Annotated in this window: 13 protein-coding genes and 2 pseudogenes; 14 read left to right on the forward strand and 1 reads right to left on the reverse strand. The window is 56.6% G+C overall.

Features of this window, described 5'->3' with window-relative positions; genetic code table 11:
* The first annotated feature begins 107 nt into the window (after positions 1 to 107).
* The 14 genes and pseudogenes from A3OI_RS0118345 to serS all read left to right on the forward strand — a co-directional run bounded on the left by A3OI_RS0118345 (position 108) and on the right by serS (position 17,227).
* A complete protein-coding gene (locus A3OI_RS0118345) occupies positions 108 to 2,906 on the forward strand; it encodes a FimV/HubP family polar landmark protein (protein WP_018405664.1) in 2,799 nt (932 codons plus the stop codon).
* Between the two features lie 92 nt (positions 2,907 to 2,998).
* Complete coding sequence (truA, locus tag A3OI_RS0118350) at positions 2,999 to 3,910, forward strand: tRNA pseudouridine(38-40) synthase TruA (protein WP_018405665.1); 912 nt, start codon at positions 2,999 to 3,001, stop codon at positions 3,908 to 3,910.
* A complete protein-coding gene (locus A3OI_RS0118355; RefSeq protein WP_018405666.1) occupies positions 3,903 to 4,529 on the forward strand; it encodes a phosphoribosylanthranilate isomerase in 627 nt (208 codons plus the stop codon). Before truA ends, A3OI_RS0118355 begins: the two co-directional genes overlap by 8 nt.
* Positions 4,530 to 4,753: 224 nt before the next feature.
* A complete protein-coding gene (accD, locus tag A3OI_RS0118360; RefSeq protein WP_026224293.1) occupies positions 4,754 to 5,680 on the forward strand; it encodes an acetyl-CoA carboxylase, carboxyltransferase subunit beta in 927 nt (308 codons plus the stop codon).
* Positions 5,664 to 7,001: a bifunctional tetrahydrofolate synthase/dihydrofolate synthase gene (gene folC / locus A3OI_RS0118365; RefSeq protein WP_018405668.1), complete on the forward strand. Its 1,338-nt coding sequence runs from the start codon at positions 5,664 to 5,666 to the stop codon at positions 6,999 to 7,001. Before accD ends, folC begins: the two co-directional genes overlap by 17 nt.
* Positions 6,998 to 7,642 (forward strand): SPOR domain-containing protein, encoded by a 645-nt coding sequence (locus tag A3OI_RS0118370; protein WP_018405669.1) that lies wholly within the window; start codon positions 6,998 to 7,000, stop codon positions 7,640 to 7,642. Before folC ends, A3OI_RS0118370 begins: the two co-directional genes overlap by 4 nt.
* A gap of 96 nt (positions 7,643 to 7,738) precedes the next feature.
* Positions 7,739 to 8,257, forward strand: a complete 519-nt coding sequence (locus A3OI_RS0118375; RefSeq protein ID WP_018405670.1) for a CvpA family protein — start codon at positions 7,739 to 7,741, stop codon at positions 8,255 to 8,257.
* A 93-nt stretch (positions 8,258 to 8,350) separates the two neighbouring features.
* Positions 8,351 to 9,874, forward strand: coding sequence for an amidophosphoribosyltransferase (purF, locus tag A3OI_RS0118380; RefSeq protein WP_018405671.1), 1,524 nt, complete (start codon positions 8,351 to 8,353; stop codon positions 9,872 to 9,874).
* 58 nt (positions 9,875 to 9,932) lie between these two features.
* On the forward strand, positions 9,933 to 11,174 hold the full coding sequence (locus A3OI_RS0118385) for an O-succinylhomoserine sulfhydrylase (RefSeq protein ID WP_018405672.1): 1,242 nt from the start codon (positions 9,933 to 9,935) through the stop codon (positions 11,172 to 11,174).
* Between the two features lie 144 nt (positions 11,175 to 11,318).
* A pseudogene (locus A3OI_RS24770) lies at positions 11,319 to 11,717 on the forward strand (DNA translocase FtsK 4TM domain-containing protein); the annotation flags it as partial.
* Between the two features lie 618 nt (positions 11,718 to 12,335).
* Positions 12,336 to 13,868 (forward strand): annotated as a pseudogene (locus A3OI_RS24775) (DNA translocase FtsK); the annotation flags it as partial.
* A gap of 18 nt (positions 13,869 to 13,886) precedes the next feature.
* Positions 13,887 to 14,573, forward strand: a complete 687-nt coding sequence (gene lolA / locus A3OI_RS0118395; RefSeq protein ID WP_018405674.1) for an outer membrane lipoprotein chaperone LolA — start codon at positions 13,887 to 13,889, stop codon at positions 14,571 to 14,573.
* Positions 14,573 to 15,919, forward strand: a complete 1,347-nt coding sequence (locus A3OI_RS0118400) for a replication-associated recombination protein A (protein ID WP_018405675.1) — start codon at positions 14,573 to 14,575, stop codon at positions 15,917 to 15,919. The genes lolA and A3OI_RS0118400 overlap by 1 nt, the downstream gene beginning before the upstream one ends.
* Before the next feature lie 33 nt (positions 15,920 to 15,952).
* Entirely contained in the window at positions 15,953 to 17,227 is a 1,275-nt protein-coding gene (gene serS, locus A3OI_RS0118405; RefSeq protein WP_018405676.1) for a serine--tRNA ligase, read from the forward strand.
* 121 nt (positions 17,228 to 17,348) lie between these two features.
* Here serS and A3OI_RS0118410 read toward each other — a convergent pair whose 3' ends face one another.
* Positions 17,349 to 18,425 (reverse strand): 3-deoxy-7-phosphoheptulonate synthase, encoded by a 1,077-nt coding sequence (locus tag A3OI_RS0118410; protein ID WP_018405677.1) that lies wholly within the window; start codon positions 18,423 to 18,425, stop codon positions 17,349 to 17,351.
* Between the last annotated feature and the right edge of the window lie 62 nt (positions 18,426 to 18,487).

The raw sequence follows: 18,487 nt of genomic DNA on the forward strand, positions 1-18,487 counted from the left end.
CACTTATACAACACCCAGACGGAAGTCATCCAACCTCGTCCGAAACTGCTTTAACGCCGCTGTGCATCTAAGCAGGTACGAATAACGGAGACTGGAAAGGAAAAAGCATGAAGGTACGCAAGCTTGCGGTTGCTCTGGCACTGGCTGGAGGTCTTGGCTCTGGCGTTGCACAAGCCCTGGGATTGGGGGAGGTGGAGTTGCAGTCCTACTTGAATGAGCCCCTGGATGCGCAAATTGTGCTGCGCCAGAGTCGTGGCGTCAGCCCTGGTGATGTTTTCGTCAATGTGGCTTCTGAATCCGCCTATCAACGGGTGGGTCTTAATCGCGGCCAGTTTGCCAGTAAGCTGAAATTTCAGGTGGTTACCCGCAGTGATGGCAGCCTGGCGGTAAGCGTGTCTTCACGTGAACCGTTACGGGAGCCGTACCTTAATTTTCTGCTGGAGCTAACCTGGCCCAGCGGCCGCTTGCTGCGTGAATACGCGGTGTTGGTAGACCCACCCGTGTATGCGGCAGAAGCCGGCACCCGGGAACCGCTTGTAGCGGCATCGTCTGCTGGCCGCAGCAACTCATCGCCCAGCGCCAATAGCGGTGCAGTAAGCCGCCCGGCGCCCGCAAGCTCTGGTTCCGCACAGTCTCTTGCATCGGGCAATGCTTACGGCCCTACAACCTCGTCTGACACCCTGTGGAGTATTGCCACCAGGATGCGCCCAAACAACAGCGTATCTGTGCAGCAGGTTATGCTGGCGATTCAAGACCTTAATCCTGATGCCTTTATAGGCGGCAATATCAACCGCTTGAAACGCGGTGAAGTTCTGCGTGCACCCACGCTGGCACAAATCCAGCGCCTGGGCCAGGGCGAGGCTAATCAGGTCGTGCGAGCGCAAAACCAGGACACCAACATAACCCGGGCAACGATTGATGCAAGCCCAGCGGCTACGCCTTCCGCGCCCGCGGCGATAGACGGCGGCGATGCGGAACTGAAACTGATTGTGGCCGAGACTGAGGCACCGCAAGCCGCTGATAACACTGAGCAGAGCGGATCTGCCGGTACTGACGGTAACCAGGCCGACGGCGCAGATGCCGGCACCATGGTGGCGCTCGAAGAACTTGACAGTGCTCGCCGTGAAAACAGCGAGTTGAATAGCCGTGTTGATTCACTTCAGGAGCAGGTAAAAACCCTGCAGCGGTTGCTGGAGCTGAAAAACAGCCAGTTGGCCGACATGCAGCAGGCTGGTATCAACGGCGATAACGCGGTCGCCAGCATTGACCAGAATGCAGCTGACGAACCCGCAGTGGATGGCGTTGCCGGTGCCGACTCTGCTTCTGCCGACAATACCGCGACAGAGAATGCTACCAATGATCCGGCCGTTACTGAGGAGCTGGTAACGGATGACGCCGAAACTCAGGCCGAAGCCGAACCGGCCAGTGCGGTTGCAGCGCAACCTGAACAAGATGCTCAGCCCCAGATCGCACAGCCTGGTCCAGCTGAAGAAAGCGCAGCCCAAGGTGGTTTAGTCGACAGCATTATGAATAACCCGCTGTACCAGATGGTTCTGGGCGGCGGCTTGCTTTTGCTGCTACTACTGCTGCTTTTGGTGTCGCGCCGCAAGTCTAAAAATCAGGATGCAGCCGAGACCGAGACCGAGACCGAGACTGGGGGCGAGACCGGTACCGATACCGGCTTTGAACGAGCACCCTTGGTTGAACCTGTACCCAGTTCCGGTTCGTTTGACCTGGATCTTGGTCTGGACGATCAGGAACCGCCAGCACCCGAAGCTGAACCAGACGTTCTGGCAGAGGTTGATTCCTACTTGGCGTACGGTCAGCACGAACAGGCGGTAACTACTCTGGAGTCTGCGATTTCCCGCGAGCCTAGCCGCACCGAACTGCGTCTGAAGTTGCTTGCGGTCTACGCGGACGCTCAGAATAGAGTGGCTTTTGAACGTCAGTATGGCGAGCTCAGTGCTTTGGATGATCACGAGGCCATGGCAGAGGCTGATCGTTTGCTGACAGATCTTGAACACGCGGAAGCGGCACCCAGCATCGATGATCTTGAATCTGAATTGCGCTCCGGTTCCTTTTCCGGCTCTTTCGGGAGCTTCGATGAGGAATCAGAAGATGCCAAAGACAGCACCAAGCCAACGTCAGACGATCCTATAGACTACGATCTGACCACTATTGAAGGCCTGGGCGACAAGGGAGAGCCCGCAAAGTCTGAAGCGTCGGAAGATTTTGTGTTGTCCGACGACTTCGCCAGGGAATTTGCCGATGAAGACGCCGCACCCTTGGCCAAGGCGGACAACACGGCCAAGGCTGACGAACCCGCCAACACGGCCGGCAAGACGTCTGACGATGACGATCTAAGCCTAGACGAAGCCTTCCTGGACGAGTTGGATGCCGAACTTGATAAAGACGACCCCGAGGCCGAACTCAAGCCTTTTGACATGCAAGAATCGGATTTGGGCAAGCCGGAGCCTGATCTGGATAAATTGGACCTGGAGATTTCGGACGACGACCTGGCGCTGATGGGCGAATTTGCTGATAGCGCAGATAGCACCAATCACGCCGGTGGCGATGAAACCGAATCCGAAGCAGAAGAACTGCCGGAAATGACCGACGCAGAACTGTTGGCTTTGGAGCTGGGTGACGATCCGCAAGCCGAAGAAGACCTACCCATTGTGGCACCTGGCGCGGCTCGAGCGATCGACGAGAGCGATCTGGGTGACGACGATGATTTCGACTTCCTGGCTGGCACTGACGAGGCAGCAACCAAGCTGGATTTGGCGCAGGCCTACGTCGAGATGGGCGATATCGACGGCGCCCGCGACATTTTGATGGAAGTGGAACTCGAAGGCACCGCTGAACAGAAGGCAGAAGCGAAGGAACTGCTTAAAAATCTGTCCTGATTGGTTATAATCCTTTAAACAAAGCCGGTGCTCAGAGCCTTCTGACCGCCGGCTTTGTCTTTTAACAACCAGACAACACATCGAGCTGACTTTTGTTTCTTGAACCCCAGGCGCTTACAGCGGATACACCCATTGGCAACGGCCGTGTGGCGTTGGTCTTTGAATACGATGGCCGTGAATTCCACGGCTGGCAGCAACAAAAATCCGGTATCCGTGCGGTGCAGCAACAGCTGGCAAAAGCCGCCAGCAAAGTTGCCGACCACGGGGTAGAGCTGGTGTGTGCCGGCCGAACCGATGCCGGCGTTCACGCCAGTTATCAGCTGGTGCACTTTGATACGCCATCTCTGCGTACCATGCGTTCCTGGGTGATGGGTATTAATACAGCCTTGCCTTTCGATATTTCCGTGCGCTGGGCTGGCCAGTGCGAGGGCGACTTTCATGCCCGGTTCTCCGCGGTTTACCGGCGCTATCGCTACATCATTTATAACAACCCGGTGCGCCCCGGTATTCAGCGCGGTCAGGTTAGCTGGAACTTTCGGCCTCTGAATGCCGAAAACATGCATCAGGCGGCCCAGGCGCTGGTTGGCGAACACGATTTTAGTGCTTTTCGTGCCGCTGGCTGTCAGTCTCATAGCCCGATTCGATTTTTACAGAGCATCAGCGTAACGCGCAAAGGCGATTATCTGGTGATTGACGTTCAGGCCAATGCTTTTTTGCACCACATGGTGCGCAATATTGCCGGGGCCTTGATGGCCGTAGGTTGCCAGGAGCAGGCGCCGGATTGGATTGGCCAGATTCTGGCGACGAAGAATCGCAGGCAAGCTGGCGTGACGGCGCCGCCTGATGGTTTGTACCTGGTAGACGTGGGTTACCCCGCCGAATTCGAAATACCCCAGCCCAGCTGTGGCCCGGCGTTTGCTGAGCCATGGTTCAGCGCGGAGCAGAATCGGCCGGTTGCGGCCACCCATATCCACCGTAAACAAAGGCCGCCCAACTGTGACTAGCCGTGTAAAGATCTGTGGCCTGACCCGCCCAGAGGATATCGACGCCGCAGTGGCCGCTGGCGCTGACGCAATTGGCCTGGTGTTTTATGACCCAAGCCCGCGGGTTGTCAGTATTGATCTGGCGCGGCAGCTGGCCGCGCGGATACCGGCGTTTGTTAGCGTAACGGGATTGTTTGTGAATCCGCAGGCGGATTTTGTAAGGCAGGTGCTGCAGCAGATGGCTCTTGACCTGCTGCAATTCCACGGTGATGAACCCGCTGCTTTCTGTGAGCAGTTCCAGCGCCGCTGGATTAAGGCCATACGGGTACGGCAGCAAGGGCAGATTGAACAGGCCTTTGAGGAGTACCAGAATTCAGCCGGTTTGTTGGTCGATGCCTGGCACCCTGAGCAATACGGGGGCACCGGCCACGGATTTAACTGGTCGCTGATTCCTGAACAACGGCCGTTGCCACTGATACTGGCCGGTGGCTTGCAACCCGCTAACGTTGCCGCAGCCGTGCAGCAGGTACGCCCTTGGGCGGTGGACGTCAGTGGCGGCGTGGAAATCGGCAAAGGCATCAAATGCGCCAAAAAGATGGCAGACTTCGTGGCCGCGACCAGAAGCGCTGGGTCTTGGTAGACTTACGGATCCGTTAAATAGAGCGCGGGGGCAGGGTACGCGATTGGAAAAATTGGGCCAGCCCGGCGTTATATGTACTATGTTTCATTGAATGAGACGTTTACACAGCATGGCATGCTGCCAGAATGGGGTAATCAAAACGCTATCCGATGGTGTAATTGTTGGCCGGTAGCGGGTGCTTACAATAGAACGATCAAAACAGGTTCTACAGACGGGATTAAATCATGAGTAGTTGGCTAGATAAAATAATGCCGAGCAAGATCCGCTCGGAATCCAAGACGAGGACCGGTGTTCCGGAAGGCCTGTGGAAAAAGTGCCCGAAATGTGGCGCCTTCCTGTACAAGCCCGAGCTGGAAAAAAATCTGGACGTGTGCCTGAAGTGTAATCACCACTTGCGAGTGGCTGCCCGCCGCCGCCTTGATATTTTTCTGGATGCAGATGGCCGCGAAGAAATTGGCGCAGACCTGGAACCTTGGGACCGCCTTAAGTTCAAAGATACCAAACGTTATAAAGACCGTCTGACGCAGGCCCAGAAAGCGACTGGCGAAAAAGACGCCTTGTTGGCCATGAAGGGCACCACCATAGGGCTCCCACTGGTGGCTTGCGCCTTTGAGTTCAAATTCCTTGGTGGCTCTATGGGCCAGACGGTTGGCGAAAAATTTGTACGGGCGGCCAATGTGGCGCTGGAAGAACGCATTCCTCTGGTGTGCTTTTCTTCCAGCGGCGGTGCACGTATGCAGGAGGCCATTCTTTCGCTGATGCAGATGTCTAAAACCGCCGCTGTTCTTGAGCATATGAAGCAGCAAGGCGTGCCGTATGTTTCGGTGATGACCGACCCGGTATTTGGCGGCGTATCGGCCAGCCTGGCGATGTTGGGTGACCTGAATATCGCCGAACCTAACGCACTGATCGGCTTTGCCGGGCCGCGGGTAATTGAGCAGACCGTGCGTGAAAAGTTGCCCGAAGGCTTTCAACGCAGCGAGTTTTTGTTGGAGCATGGTGCTATCGATATGATTCTGCACCGTCACCAGTTGCGTGAGCGCATTGCACACCTGCTGGCAAAATTCGGCAATTTGGAAAAACCTGACGCCGAGGCGCCCATTGAAATTGAAGTGACTGAAAAGCCGGACGAAGATGCCTCAGTCGCATAAGCCGGATCAGCACGCGCCGAACATAACGGCCCCCGGCGCCGATGCCAGCCTGGGCCAATGGCTGAGCTACCTTGAGGCCATTCACCCGGTTGAAATCGAGCTGGGACTGGACCGGGTGATGGTGGTTTTGCAGAGACTTTTTCCGGGTAAGCCCGAGGCTCGCATTATTACCGTGGCCGGCACCAACGGCAAGGGCAGCACGGTTGCAGCTCTAGAAACGCTGTTGCAAGAAGCAGGGCGCCGCACGGCGGCCTACATGTCGCCGCATCTTCAGGTGTATAATGAGCGGGTACGCCTGCTGGGCGAGCAGATTTCGGACGCGCAAATGATCCACGCTTTTGAGCGGGTTCAGGAGGCCAGGGCAGAAGTGTCGTTGAGCTATTTCGAATTCGGCACTCTGGCGGCGTTTGTTGCCATGTCCGAAGCCGATGTAGACGACTGGATTCTGGAGGTTGGTCTGGGTGGTCGTCTGGATGCTGTGAACGTGCTAGACGCGGATTTTGTAATCCTTACGTCGATTGATATCGATCATGCGAGCTTTTTGGGTAACGATCGTGAGTCTATCGGCTTTGAAAAAGCCGGGGTGTTGCGACCGGGTATCCCTGCGGTTTACGCCGATTTTGATCCTCCGCGTTCGGTATTGCAGCAAGCTTTATCGCAAGAGGTAGACTTGGCGTTGCTGGGCCGCGATTATCAATTGGTGCAGTGTTCAAGGCAGCCGGCGATGGTGAATCTGGAGTTGGGAGACGAAGAGTTTCGCCTGCCAGATTTTGCCCTGCCGGTGAAAAGTCTGGCTGCAGCGGTTGTTGCGTCCCGCACCTTGGCGCCCAATCTGGGTGTTCAACAAATCGAGCGAGCCGTGGCTGGAGTGTCGGTGCCCGGGCGTTTTGAGCAGGTAGCCACTTCGCCGCTGGTGATTCTGGATGTGGGGCATAACCCCCACGCTGCCTGCTGGCTGGCGAGCCGGTTGCGCCTGTTACAGCACCCGGAAACCCGCATTCACGCGGTCTACGGTGCGCTTGCGGATAAAGACGTGCAAGGCGTTGCCAAAGCGATGGCCAGCGTGATTCACAGCTGGTATCTGGCCGGACTGTTGAAGGAAGCTCCCCGTGGCTATAGCGCCGAGGCTCTCGGTGCGCAGTTTGAGCAGTGCGGCATTGCACCTGAAGGTTGCTGGGACTCGGTGCCGGAGGCCCTGGCTGAAGCCCGTGGCCAAGCCCGTGCTAATGACATTGTGATTGTGTTTGGTTCGTTCTTTACTGTGGCGGCGGCCCGCAACCTTTTGTATCCAAGCGCCGCCGTTACCAACCCGGGAGCATGATTGTGGACGGATTAAAGCAGAGGATCATCGGCGCCCTGGTGCTGATTTCACTGGCGGTTATTTTTGTGCCGATGATCTTTGACGAGCCCCATTCCGGGCGCAACTCCACCTCGATAAACATTCCCGAAGAACCGCCATTTCCAGAAGTGAGCACCGAGCCACCACCGCAGACCGTCATGCCAGAATATCAGAGCGTCTCTGGGCCAGAAGCAGCCGCAGCAGACCGTGCCAGCGGGTCTGGGGACTTTCAGCTAATTGAAGAAGTGACGCCTGAGGCGCCTGAGCCGACAAATCCGACTGCGGTCAGCAACGCCGTTACGCCGCCACCGATGGCAGAGGTTAAGCCGGCACCGGCTCGGCCGGAGCCCAATCCGCAAACCGAGGAAGAGTTCAGTCGCTCTCTGGAAGGCGCCTGGGTTGTGCAGTTGGGCAGCTTTGGCGATGCCGATAACGCCCGGCGTTTGCGTGATAACGCCCGCGAAAAGGGCTACAGTTCACACCTTCAAGAGGTCAGCCGCGGCGACACCCGGCTGACCCGGGTATTCAGTGGGCCTTTCGCCAGCAAATCCGAAGCCGAAGCGGCCAAAGCGGCCCTCGACAAGGCTTTCAGTCTCAATAGTTTGGTCACCAGCCCTGATTAATAAGCCGCCCAGCCAGGTTTTATCGCAACGGTGGTTTGGCAGAGGGCGGTTTCCTGATAGAATTCGCCCTCTCTATTTGCGTCGCCCGGGTGGTTCATGAATGCGTTGATCTGGATTGACTGGGTCATTATTGCGGTTATTACCATATCAACGCTGATCAGCCTGAGGCGCGGCTTTGTTCGCGAAGCCCTGTCGTTGGTTACGTGGGTAATGGCCTTCATTGTTGCTCGCACATTTCACCCCCAGATGCAGTCGCTACTGGGCAGCACCGTGGAAACGCCCATGGTGAGGTCGGTTGCGGCGTTCGCGATTCTGTTTATTGGTACGCTTATTGTGGGCGCCATCATTAACGGCATTATCGGACAGCTGGTGCGGGCCACAGGCTTATCCGGCACCGACAGGGTGCTGGGTATGGGCTTTGGCCTGTTGCGTGGGGTGTTGGTGGTGGTGGTGGGCATTGCTTTGTTGCGTTACACACCGGTGTCTCAAGACACCTGGTGGCAAGAATCGCTAATGATTGACCGGTTGTCGGTGTTAGAGGACTGGTCCCGTCGTACCTTTGGTGATGAGCTTTCCGGATTTCTTACTCCCCAAAGCGCGGAGCAAGGCATCTAGTAAAACCCGGTTATTCAAACGCCAGGCGCTGTATCAGGCAATCTGCCTGGCGTGGCTTTCATTCAGTTTTAACACTCGGAGAATCTCTATTCCATGTGTGGCATCGTCGGTATCGTCAGCACTTCGCACGTGAATCAGCTGCTTTATGATGCGCTGACCGTTCTTCAGCATCGGGGCCAGGACGCAGCAGGTATTGTTACCTTCGAAGACGAGCGTTTTTACCTGCGTAAAGACAACGGCCTGGTGCGCGATGTATTCCATACCCGCCATATGCACCGGTTAGTGGGCAACGTCGGTATTGGTCACGTTCGTTACCCTACCGCCGGCAGTGCGAGCTCTGCCGAGGCCCAGCCGTTTTACGTCAACAGCCCTTACGGCATCACTTTGGCCCACAACGGCAACCTGACAAACTCTGACGAGCTCAGTACCGACTTGTTTCGCACTGACCTGCGCCACATCAACACCAATTCAGACTCGGAAGTGTTGTTGAACGTGTTCGCTCACGAGCTCCAGAAACTGGGCAAGCTAGACCCCGCCAAAGACGATATTTTTGCCGCCGTGCGTTCTGTACACGAACGCTGCCGCGGTGCCTACGCGGTTATCGCGATGGTTACCGGCTACGGCATTGTTGGTTTCCGCGACCCCAATGGCATTCGCCCGATCTGTTATGGCGTGCGCTTAGCCAGTGACGGCCGCAAGGAATATATGATTGCGTCTGAAAGTGTGGCCCTAGGCGCCTCCGGTTTCACCCTGGTGCGCGACATTGCGCCGGGTGAAGCGGTGTATATTGAAACCGACGGCACCTTTCACAGTGAGCAGTGCGCCAAACAGCCAAAGCTCTATCCGTGTATTTTCGAGCATGTGTACTTCGCCCGTCCGGACTCCATCATGGATAAAGTCTCGGTTTATAAAGCGCGCTTGCGCATGGGTGAAACTCTGGCGGATAAAGTGCTGAAGGATTTCGCCGATCACGATATCGACGTGGTTATGCCGATACCAGACACCAGCCGCACCTCGGCTTTGCAGATGGCCCACCGTCTGGGCGTGAAATTCCGCGAAGGCTTTATCAAAAACCGCTACATTGGCCGTACATTTATCATGCCCGGCCAGACCATGCGCAAGAAATCGGTACGCCAGAAGCTAAACCCCATTGATCTTGAGTTCCGCGGCAAGAACGTGATGCTGGTTGACGATTCCATTGTGCGCGGTACCACCTGCAAGGAAATCGTGCAGATGGCCCGCGATGCCGGCGCCCGCAAAGTGTATTTCGCCTCGGCCGCGCCCCCGGTGCGTTATCCCAACGTGTACGGCATTGATATGCCGTCTGCTAAAGAACTGATTGCTCACGATCGCACGGTGGAAGAAATCCGCGAATTGATCGGCGCCGACTGGTTGCTGTATCAGAACCTGGAAGACCTGATTACCTCTGTTAGCGATGTTAATAGTGACATCGATGGCTGGGAATGTTCGGTGTTTACCGGTGAATACGTAACCGGCGATATTGATCGTGCCTATCTGGATCGCCTGGATGGCCAGCGTAACGATACAACGCGCTCCGGCACCGTGAAGAACGATACCGAAAACGGCAGTATAGACATGCATAACGACGAAGACTGATGCTTTAGACCGCACAAGAATACTATGACCAGCAGAAGACCATGACCAGGAGAAAACGATGACATTTTGCCGCGAAGAATCGGTTTTGATACCAGAATCAGACCTGGACGGCATGTCTGGCGATACCCTGGCGGTGCGCGCGGGGCAGATTCGTACCGGTCAGCTGGAACACAGCGACGCTATATTTCCTACGTCCAGCTTTGTTTACGCCAGCGCGGCGCAAGCGGCCGCGCGTTTTGCCGGTGAAGAGCCCGGTAATATTTATTCGCGTTTTACCAATCCCACGGTGACCGCCTTCGAAAATCGCATTGCGGCGATGGAAGGCGGCGAGCGGGCAGTGGCAATGGCTTCGGGTATGGCTGCCATTACCAGCACCTGTATGGCGTTGCTGAAGGCCGGTGACCATGTGGTGTGTTCACGGGACGTATTCGGCACGGTGAATTCGCTGTTTCAGAAATACCTGAGCAAATTTGGTGTTGAAACCACCTTTGTAAAACTGACAGACGAAGCCGGCTGGGAAGCGGCTATTCAGCCCAATACCCGGATGTTGTTTCTGGAAACGCCGTCTAACCCGCTGTGCGAAGTGGCAGACATTCGCAAGATGGCCGATTTGGCCCACGCCCACGGTGCGCTGTTGGTCGTCGACAACTGTTTTTGCACCCCGGTGCTGCAGCAGCCGCTGGCGTTGGGCGCAGACCTGGTAACCCACTCCGCCACCAAATATCTGGACGGCCAGGGCCGTTGCGTAGGCGGCGTCGTTGTAGGCCCCCACGCGCTGCTGGAAGAAATATTCGTGTTTTTGCGGGCAACAGGCCCAACCATGAGCCCGTTCAACGCATGGGTGTTCATGAAGGGCCTGGAAACCTTACCAATTCGTATGCGAGCCCACTGTGACAATGCGTTAGAGTTGGCCCAATGGCTGCAGCAGCAGAGCGCGGTGGAAACGGTTTTTTACACCGGCCTGCCGCAGCATCCGCATTATGAGTTGGCCAAACGCCAGCAAAAAGCCTTTGGCGGCGTATTGTCGTTTCGGGTAAAAGGGGGCAGGGAAGAGGCCTGGCGCTTTATTGACGCCACTCGGATGGTGTCTATTACCGCCAACCTCGGCGATGTGAAGACCACCATCACCCACCCTGCAACAACGACCCACGGGCGATTGTCGCCCGAAGACAAAGAGCAGGCCGGTATCAGTGAAAACCTGATTCGCCTGTCGGTAGGCATTGAAGCCATTGACGACCTGAAAGCCGATCTTGACCGGGGTTTTCAGGCCCTTCAGAACCCCGGTCATGGCAACATCTGAGCATTCATGGCCGCAAGCGCAAAAGCAAAAGACACATCGGCCCAGCCGCTGACTGATAAACAGCTGCGTTTTCGCAAGCTGCTGGCCCAAGGCGCCCGCGAGGGCGCTGTTATTGCGCTAATTGCCCTGGCGATTTATTTGTGCATGGCGCTGTTCAGCTTTCACGCCAATGACCCCGGTTGGGCCAGTGTGGGCCATGACGCCCGGGTGCTGAATTACGCCGGCCGCAGCGGTGCCTGGCTGGCCAGCTTGCTGCGCAATTTCTTCGGTTACGTGACCTGGCTGTTTCCAGCCATGGTGGCAGGTTACGCGCTGCTGCTGATTCGCCTTCGCAATCGCTCCCAAGACGTCCACTGGCCCCTGTTAATGGTGCGTTTTGGCGGGTTTATTCTGATTCTGCTGTCGGCCACCAGTCTGTTGTCGCTTTATTCTCTTTTTGGTCTGGGTGAATCTTCCGGCGGCGTGATGGGCGTAGCTGTGGCAGATGCTATGGTGCGGTTTTTTAACCTGCCGGCCACCACCTTGGTATTGATTGCCATATTTTTGTTTGCTCTAACCGTTACCACCGGGCTTTCCTGGTTTTGGCTGATGGACCAGTTGGGCGGCATCGCTCTGAGAGTAAGCACCCGGATACAAGACTGGTTCAAAGGTCGCAGTTCAGCCCGGGAAGAAGCCGAAGAAGCCGAAGAAGCCGAAGAAGCCGAAGAAGCCGAAGAAGCCGTCGAAAATTATCAGACACCGCTTTTAAATCATAGGGTTGAAGGCAAGTCTTCAGGCCACTTTGATACCGAGATTCGCGCGGACAGAGCGGTTGAACGAGTGCGTTGGTGGCAGCGTATTCCAGGGTTTGGCCGCCGTGGCCAATCTGAAACGGAACGCAGCGATGACTCCGGGGACTGCTTTGACCTGAGCGCCGATTCAGACGACGAGCCGGCGCGTATTGAAAGTTTCAGTGCCCATGACGAGAGCGCCCGCGGCGATTACAGCGATTTCGAACGCAGTAGGCCCGCACCTGCATCGCGACCGCCAGCGCGCACATCCGCAGCGGCTTCCGCTGACAGCACGCCCCAAGGCGCTTCTCAGAGCACTGGCCGTTCATTCAAGATCGCGCCGTTCAAAAAAGACGATCAGGGCAAGCCCGGCGGCAGTAATGGAGCCGGAAAGCAATCCTCGTTGCTGGAAGATATCGAGAGCCCGACTCCACCGATCACGCTGTTAGACCCGCCGGAGGAGCAGCAGGGAAAAGGCTACACCGAAGAATCCCTGCAACATATGTCGCGGCTGCTGGAAGAAAAGCTGGCCGACTTTGGGGTCAGCGTAGAAGTGGTTGAGGTGAATCCCGGCCCGGTGATTACCCGTTTCGAGATCAAGCCGGCCGCGGGCGTTAAGGTCAGCAAAATTTCCAGCCTGGCGAAAGACCTGGCGCGTTCCCTGGCGGTGCTGAGCGTGCGGGTGGTTGAGGTGATTCCCGGAAAATCCGTGGTGGGCATCGAAATTCCCAACGAATACCGCCAGATGGTGCGGCTGAGTGAAGTATTGAGTTCGCGGGTATTTGCCGAATCTGCTTCCGCGCTGACCATGGCGTTGGGCAACGACATAGGCGGCAACCCCATAGTGGCCAACCTTGCGAAAATGCCCCACCTGCTGGTGGCAGGTACCACCGGTTCCGGTAAATCGGTCGGGGTGAACGCCATGCTGTTGAGCATGCTGCTGAAGGCCGGGCCGGAAGACGTGCGCTTTATCATGGTAGACCCGAAGATGCTGGAACTGAGCATCTACGACGGTATTCCCCACCTGCTGGCGCCGGTGGTTACAGACATGAAAGAAGCCGCCAATGCACTGCGCTGGTGTGTGGCTGAAATGGAACGGCGTTATCGCCTGCTGGCCACCTTGGGCGTGCGTAACCTGGCCGGTTACAACCGTAAGGTAAAAGAAGCGGCGGAGGCCGGTGAGCCCCTGCGGGACCCGTTCTGGAAGCCCGACGAATACTTGGATAACGACGAGCAGCAACGGCCGGAACTGGAACCATTGCCCTCTATTGTGGTGGTGATTGACGAATTTGCCGACATGATCATGATTGTTGGCAAAAAAGTGGAAGAGCTTATCGCGCGAATTGCCCAGAAAGCTCGCGCCGCCGGTATTCACCTGATTCTGGCTACCCAGCGGCCGTCGGTGGATGTCATCACCGGTTTGATAAAGGCCAACATTCCCACCCGTATCTCGTTTCAGGTGTCGTCAAAAATTGACTCCCGTACCGTGCTCGACCAAGGCGGTGCGGAGCAGCTGTTGGGCCACGGCGATATGCTGTACTTGCCACCGGGATCTGGCTTGCCTGTGCGGGTACACGGCGCCTTTGTCGACGACGATGAAGTGCACCGGGTGGTCAGTGCCTGGAAAGCCCGAGGCGCGCCGGTATACATAGACGACGTTCTTAATGGCGCCGAAGGCGAAAATCTGCCTGGCGTACCCAGCTTGAACGATGATGACAGCGAAACGGATACCTTGTTTGATGAAGCCGTGGCGTTCGTGACAGAAGGTCGCCGGGTGTCGATATCGTCGGTTCAACGTAAATTAAAGATTGGCTATAACCGTGCCGCCAACCTGGTCGAGGCAATGGAAGCTTCGGGGGTTGTCAGTTCGGCAGGCCACAACGGCGCGCGGGAAGTATTGGCTCCGCCGCCTCCACGGAACTAGCGCTCAGGAGCAGGCAGTATGGCGAATAAAAGCACAACGGGTGTTTTGAAACAGCTGGCCACAGCGCTGTTTGCAATGATTCTGACCAGCGCCGCAACGGCGGCTGTCAGTGACGATTTACAAAAAGAGGGACTGCAGAAAGACGCGGCGACTCAACTGGCTGCGTTGTTGAGGGGCTACCAGACATACCAGGCTGACTTTATCCAGATTGTGGTGGGCAACGGCGGTGAACGCATTCAGGAAAGCCGCGGCTCTATGAAAGCCAAGCGTCCGGGATTGTTTTACTGGGAAAGCAAAGCGCCTATGGCCCAGCACATCGTCAGTAACGGCGATGAGGTGTCGGTGTACGATCCAGACCTGGAGCAGGTTACCGTGCACAAGCTAAACAGCGATGTGCAGGCCACGCCGGCTTTGCTGCTGAGCGGTGAGGTGGATAACCTGGCGCAAACCTATGACGTCTCTACCCGCAGGGTGGGCGACAACATCCGCGAATTTACGCTAACGCCTAAAAGCCCGGATTCACTGTTCGTCGCGTTGCGGATGTCGTTTTTTGACGGGCAGCTGCAGGAAATGCGAATGGAAGATTCCCTGTCGCAAATCAGTATTCTGAGCTTTGATGACATTGTGCTGAACGCGGATATAGCAGCGTCGATATTCAAGCCGGACTACCCGGCCGGTGTGGATATTATCCGTGACGGTAGCTGATGCAAGATAACCTGTTCGCCAGCAGCGGCGGATTTCGCCCGCTGGCCGCACGCATGCGGCCAGCCCAACTGGCAGACTATGTGGGTCAGCCCCACCTGGTTGGGCCCGGCAAACCGCTGCGGCGGGCGGTGGAGCAGGGCCAGCTGCATTCAATGATTTTGTGGGGCCCGCCTGGGGTGGGCAAAACCACCTTCGCCCAATTGCTGGCTAACGTGAGTGACCTAACCTTTGAAAGCGTATCTGCGGTACTCAGCGGGGTAAAAGACATACGCGCGGCCGTTGAGCGTGCGCGGGCACGCAAGCAGGGCAGCGGTCAGGACACCTTGCTGTTTGTGGATGAAGTTCACCGCTTCAATAAAAGCCAGCAAGACGCCTTTTTACCGCACATTGAAGACGGCACCTTTATTTTTGTGGGTGCCACCACCGAAAACCCGTCTTTCGAGTTAAACAGCGCGCTGCTGTCCCGCACCCGCGTTTACGTATTGAAGAACCTGGAAGACGACGATATTCAGCGCCTGCTTATCCGCGCGCTAAGCGCCGAAGAAGGCTTTGGTGGTCGCCTGCGGGTGGCCGAGGACGTACTGGCGATGATGGCCAGCGCCGCCAGCGGCGATGCCCGCAGGGCACTGAACATTCTGGAAGTGGCCGCCGATCTGGCGGAGCCAGACGCTGATGGTGTCGATAGCGTCAGTGACGATCAGCTTGAGCTGGTGATGCAAACCAGTCTGCGCCGTTTCGATAAAGGCGGCGATGTGTTCTACGACCAGATTTCGGCGTTGCACAAGTCGGTGAGGGGGTCTGACCCGGACGGCTCGCTTTATTGGATGTGCCGTATGCTCGACGGCGGCTGCGACCCGCTCTACGTGGCTCGCCGGCTGGTGCGCATTGCCAGTGAAGACATAGGCAACGCCGACCCCAGGGCGCTGCAGCTGACTCTGGAAGCCTGGGATACCCAGGAGCGCCTGGGTTCACCCGAAGGTGAACTGGCGCTGGCGCAAGCGGTGATTTACCTGGCCATGGCGCCAAAAAGCAACGCTGTTTATAAGGCGTTCAACCAGTGCATGGCTGACATCCGCCAAGATAAAGATTTCGAAGTACCGGTACACCTGCGCAACGCACCGACCCAATTGATAAAATCCATGGGTCACGGCGAATCCTATCGTTACGCTCATGACGAGCCCGACGCTTTTGCCGCCGGTGAAGCTTACTTGCCCGAAGCCATCAGCGAGCGCCGGTATTATCAGCCGGTGGCTCGCGGCCTGGAAATCAAACTCGCTGAAAAACGCCAGCGCCTGGACCAGCTGAACGCCGCCAGCCCACGCCAACGCTACAGCGCCGGCCATTGATAAAACCCCTTAAACCGACCAGTCAGGATAATCATGCTCGACCCAAAACGCGTCCGCAGCCACACCGAAGACATTGCCCGCCGGTTGGCTATCAAAAACTTTATCTTTGATACTGCCACCTTCGAGCAGCTGGAAGAGCGCCGCCGTGGCCTTCAGGTACGGACCGAAACCCTGCAAAGCGAGCAGAATAAAAAATCCAAGTCCATCGGTAAAGCCAAAGCGTCGGGTGAAGACATACAGCCGTTGCTGGACGAAGTAGACGACCTGAAAGCGCGTAAATCCGAAGCTGAAGACCAGCTGCGCGAATTGCAGGAAGAACTGAATCACTTTTTTGCCGGTATTCCGAACGTGCCAGACGAAGGCGTACCTGCGGGTAAAGACGACGATGATAACGTTGAGCTTCGCACCTGGGGCACGCCTCGCGTGTTTTCGTTCGAGCCGCAAGACCACGTTGCTCTGGGCGAAGCCCTGAACGGAATGGACTTTGAGACGGCGACGAATCTGGCGCACTCGCGTTTTGTGGTGATGCGCGGCCAGGTGGCCCGCCTGCATCGCGCATTGGCGCAGTTCATGCTGGATTTGCACACCGAAGAGCACGGCTACACCGAAGCTTACGTGCCTTATCTGGTGAACGCCGAAGCACTGTTTGGCACCGGCCAGCTGCCAAAATTTGAAGAAGACCTGTTCCGTGTAGACAGTGAAAAGCCGCTGTACCTGATTCCGACAGCGGAAGTGCCGGCAACCAATCTGGTCGCCAACAGCATTCTGGACGCGGCTGAATTGCCGCTGAAATTGGTGTGCCATACGCCTTGCTTCCGCAGTGAAGCTGGCTCTTACGGCCGTGATACCCGCGGCATGATTCGCCAGCACCAGTTCGACAAGGTAGAGCTGGTTCAGGTCGTGCGGCCCGAGGATTCCGACGCTGCGCTGGATGCATTGACCGGCCACGCTGAAAAAGTATTGCAGCTGCTGGAGCTGCCGTACCGCACCATGGCCTTGTGCGGCGGCGATATGGGCTTTTCCGCTGCTCGCACTTACGATCTGGAGGTATGGCTGCCGGGGCAGCAGAAGTTCCGCGAGATTTCTTCCTGCTCTAACACCCGGGATTTTCAAGCCCGCCGCATGCAGGCGCGCTGGCGCAACCCGGAAACCGGCAAACCAGAGCCGGTGCACACCCTCAACGGCTCAGGCCTGGCCGTTGGCCGTGCTTTGATTGCGGTGATGGAAAACTACCAGCAGGAAGACGGCAGCATTACAGTGCCGGACGTTCTGAAGCCGTATATGCGTGGCCTGGACAAGATCGGCTGACTCAAACCAAAACCGGGGACACAGCGGGGACAGATTTCAAATCTGTCCCTTATCTTGCCGAACCACGCACCGGGGACAGATTTCAAATCTGTCCCCTAGCTTGCTACGCCTGTCTCTTATCTTAAGCCTTGGCGCGCTTCGGCAGCACATCTTTGAGCTTGTTACGTATGTCGTGAACCGCTTTTTCGGTGGTTTCCCAGTCAATACAGGCATCGGTAACCGATACGCCATACTTCAGGTCTGCCAGATTCTGCGGGATCGACTGGCTACCCCAGTTGATGTTGCTTTCAATCATCAGGCTCTGGATGGAGGTGTTGCCGTCCAGAATCTGGTTACACACGTCATTCATCACCAGGGGTTGAATGGCCGGGTCTTTGCTGGAGTTGGCGTGGCTACAGTCCACCATGATGGATTTTCGCAGGCCAGACTTCTCTAGAGCCTGTTCGCACAGGGCAACGTTGACCGAATCATAATTGGGTTTGCCACCACCACCGCGCAGAACCACGTGGCCGTAGTTGTTACCCCTGGTACGAATAATGGCAACCTGGCCTTGCTGGTTTATGCCCAGAAAGCTGTGGGGGTGAGACACGGATTTCATGGCGTTTACGGCAACGTCGAGATTGCCATCGGTGCCGTTTTTAAAGCCAATGGCCATAGACAAGCCACTGCTCATTTCCCGGTGGGTTTGCGATTCGGTGGTGCGGGCACCAATGGCCGACCAGGAAATCGCATCTTGCAGATACTGTGGGGAAATGGGGTCTAGCGCCTCGGTGGCCGTGGGCAGGCCCAGTTCGCTGATATCAATAAGCAGTTTGCGGCCGATGTGGAGGCCCTGCTGAATATCAAAGGTGTCGTCCAGCCGGGGATCGTTAATCAGGCCTTTCCAGCCCACGGTGGTGCGCGGTTTTTCAAAATAGACCCGCATCACAATCAACAGTGTATCGCTTACGTCGTCAGCCAACTTTTTCAAGCGCCGGGCATAGTCCAGGGCGGCATCAACATCGTGAATGGAGCAGGGGCCTAACACCAGAAACAGCCGGTGGTCAGTGCCATCGATAATGTTGTATATATCCTGGCGACCTTTCGCCACGGTGGCGGCTGCTTTGTCTGTAAGCGGCAGATCTTGCTTAAGTGTTTCAGGCGGCATCAGTGTTTCCTGGCTCGCCACGTTCAGGTTCTCTAATTTCGTGCCTGACATAGTTATGATTGTTCCCTGATATTTCTTGAGTAAGAATTCCGGAGGTTAAGAGCTCCGGAGGT

It is taken from the genome of Marinobacter gelidimuriae (genome assembly GCF_000372805.1).
Lineage (GTDB): Bacteria > Pseudomonadota > Gammaproteobacteria > Pseudomonadales > Oleiphilaceae > Marinobacter > Marinobacter gelidimuriae.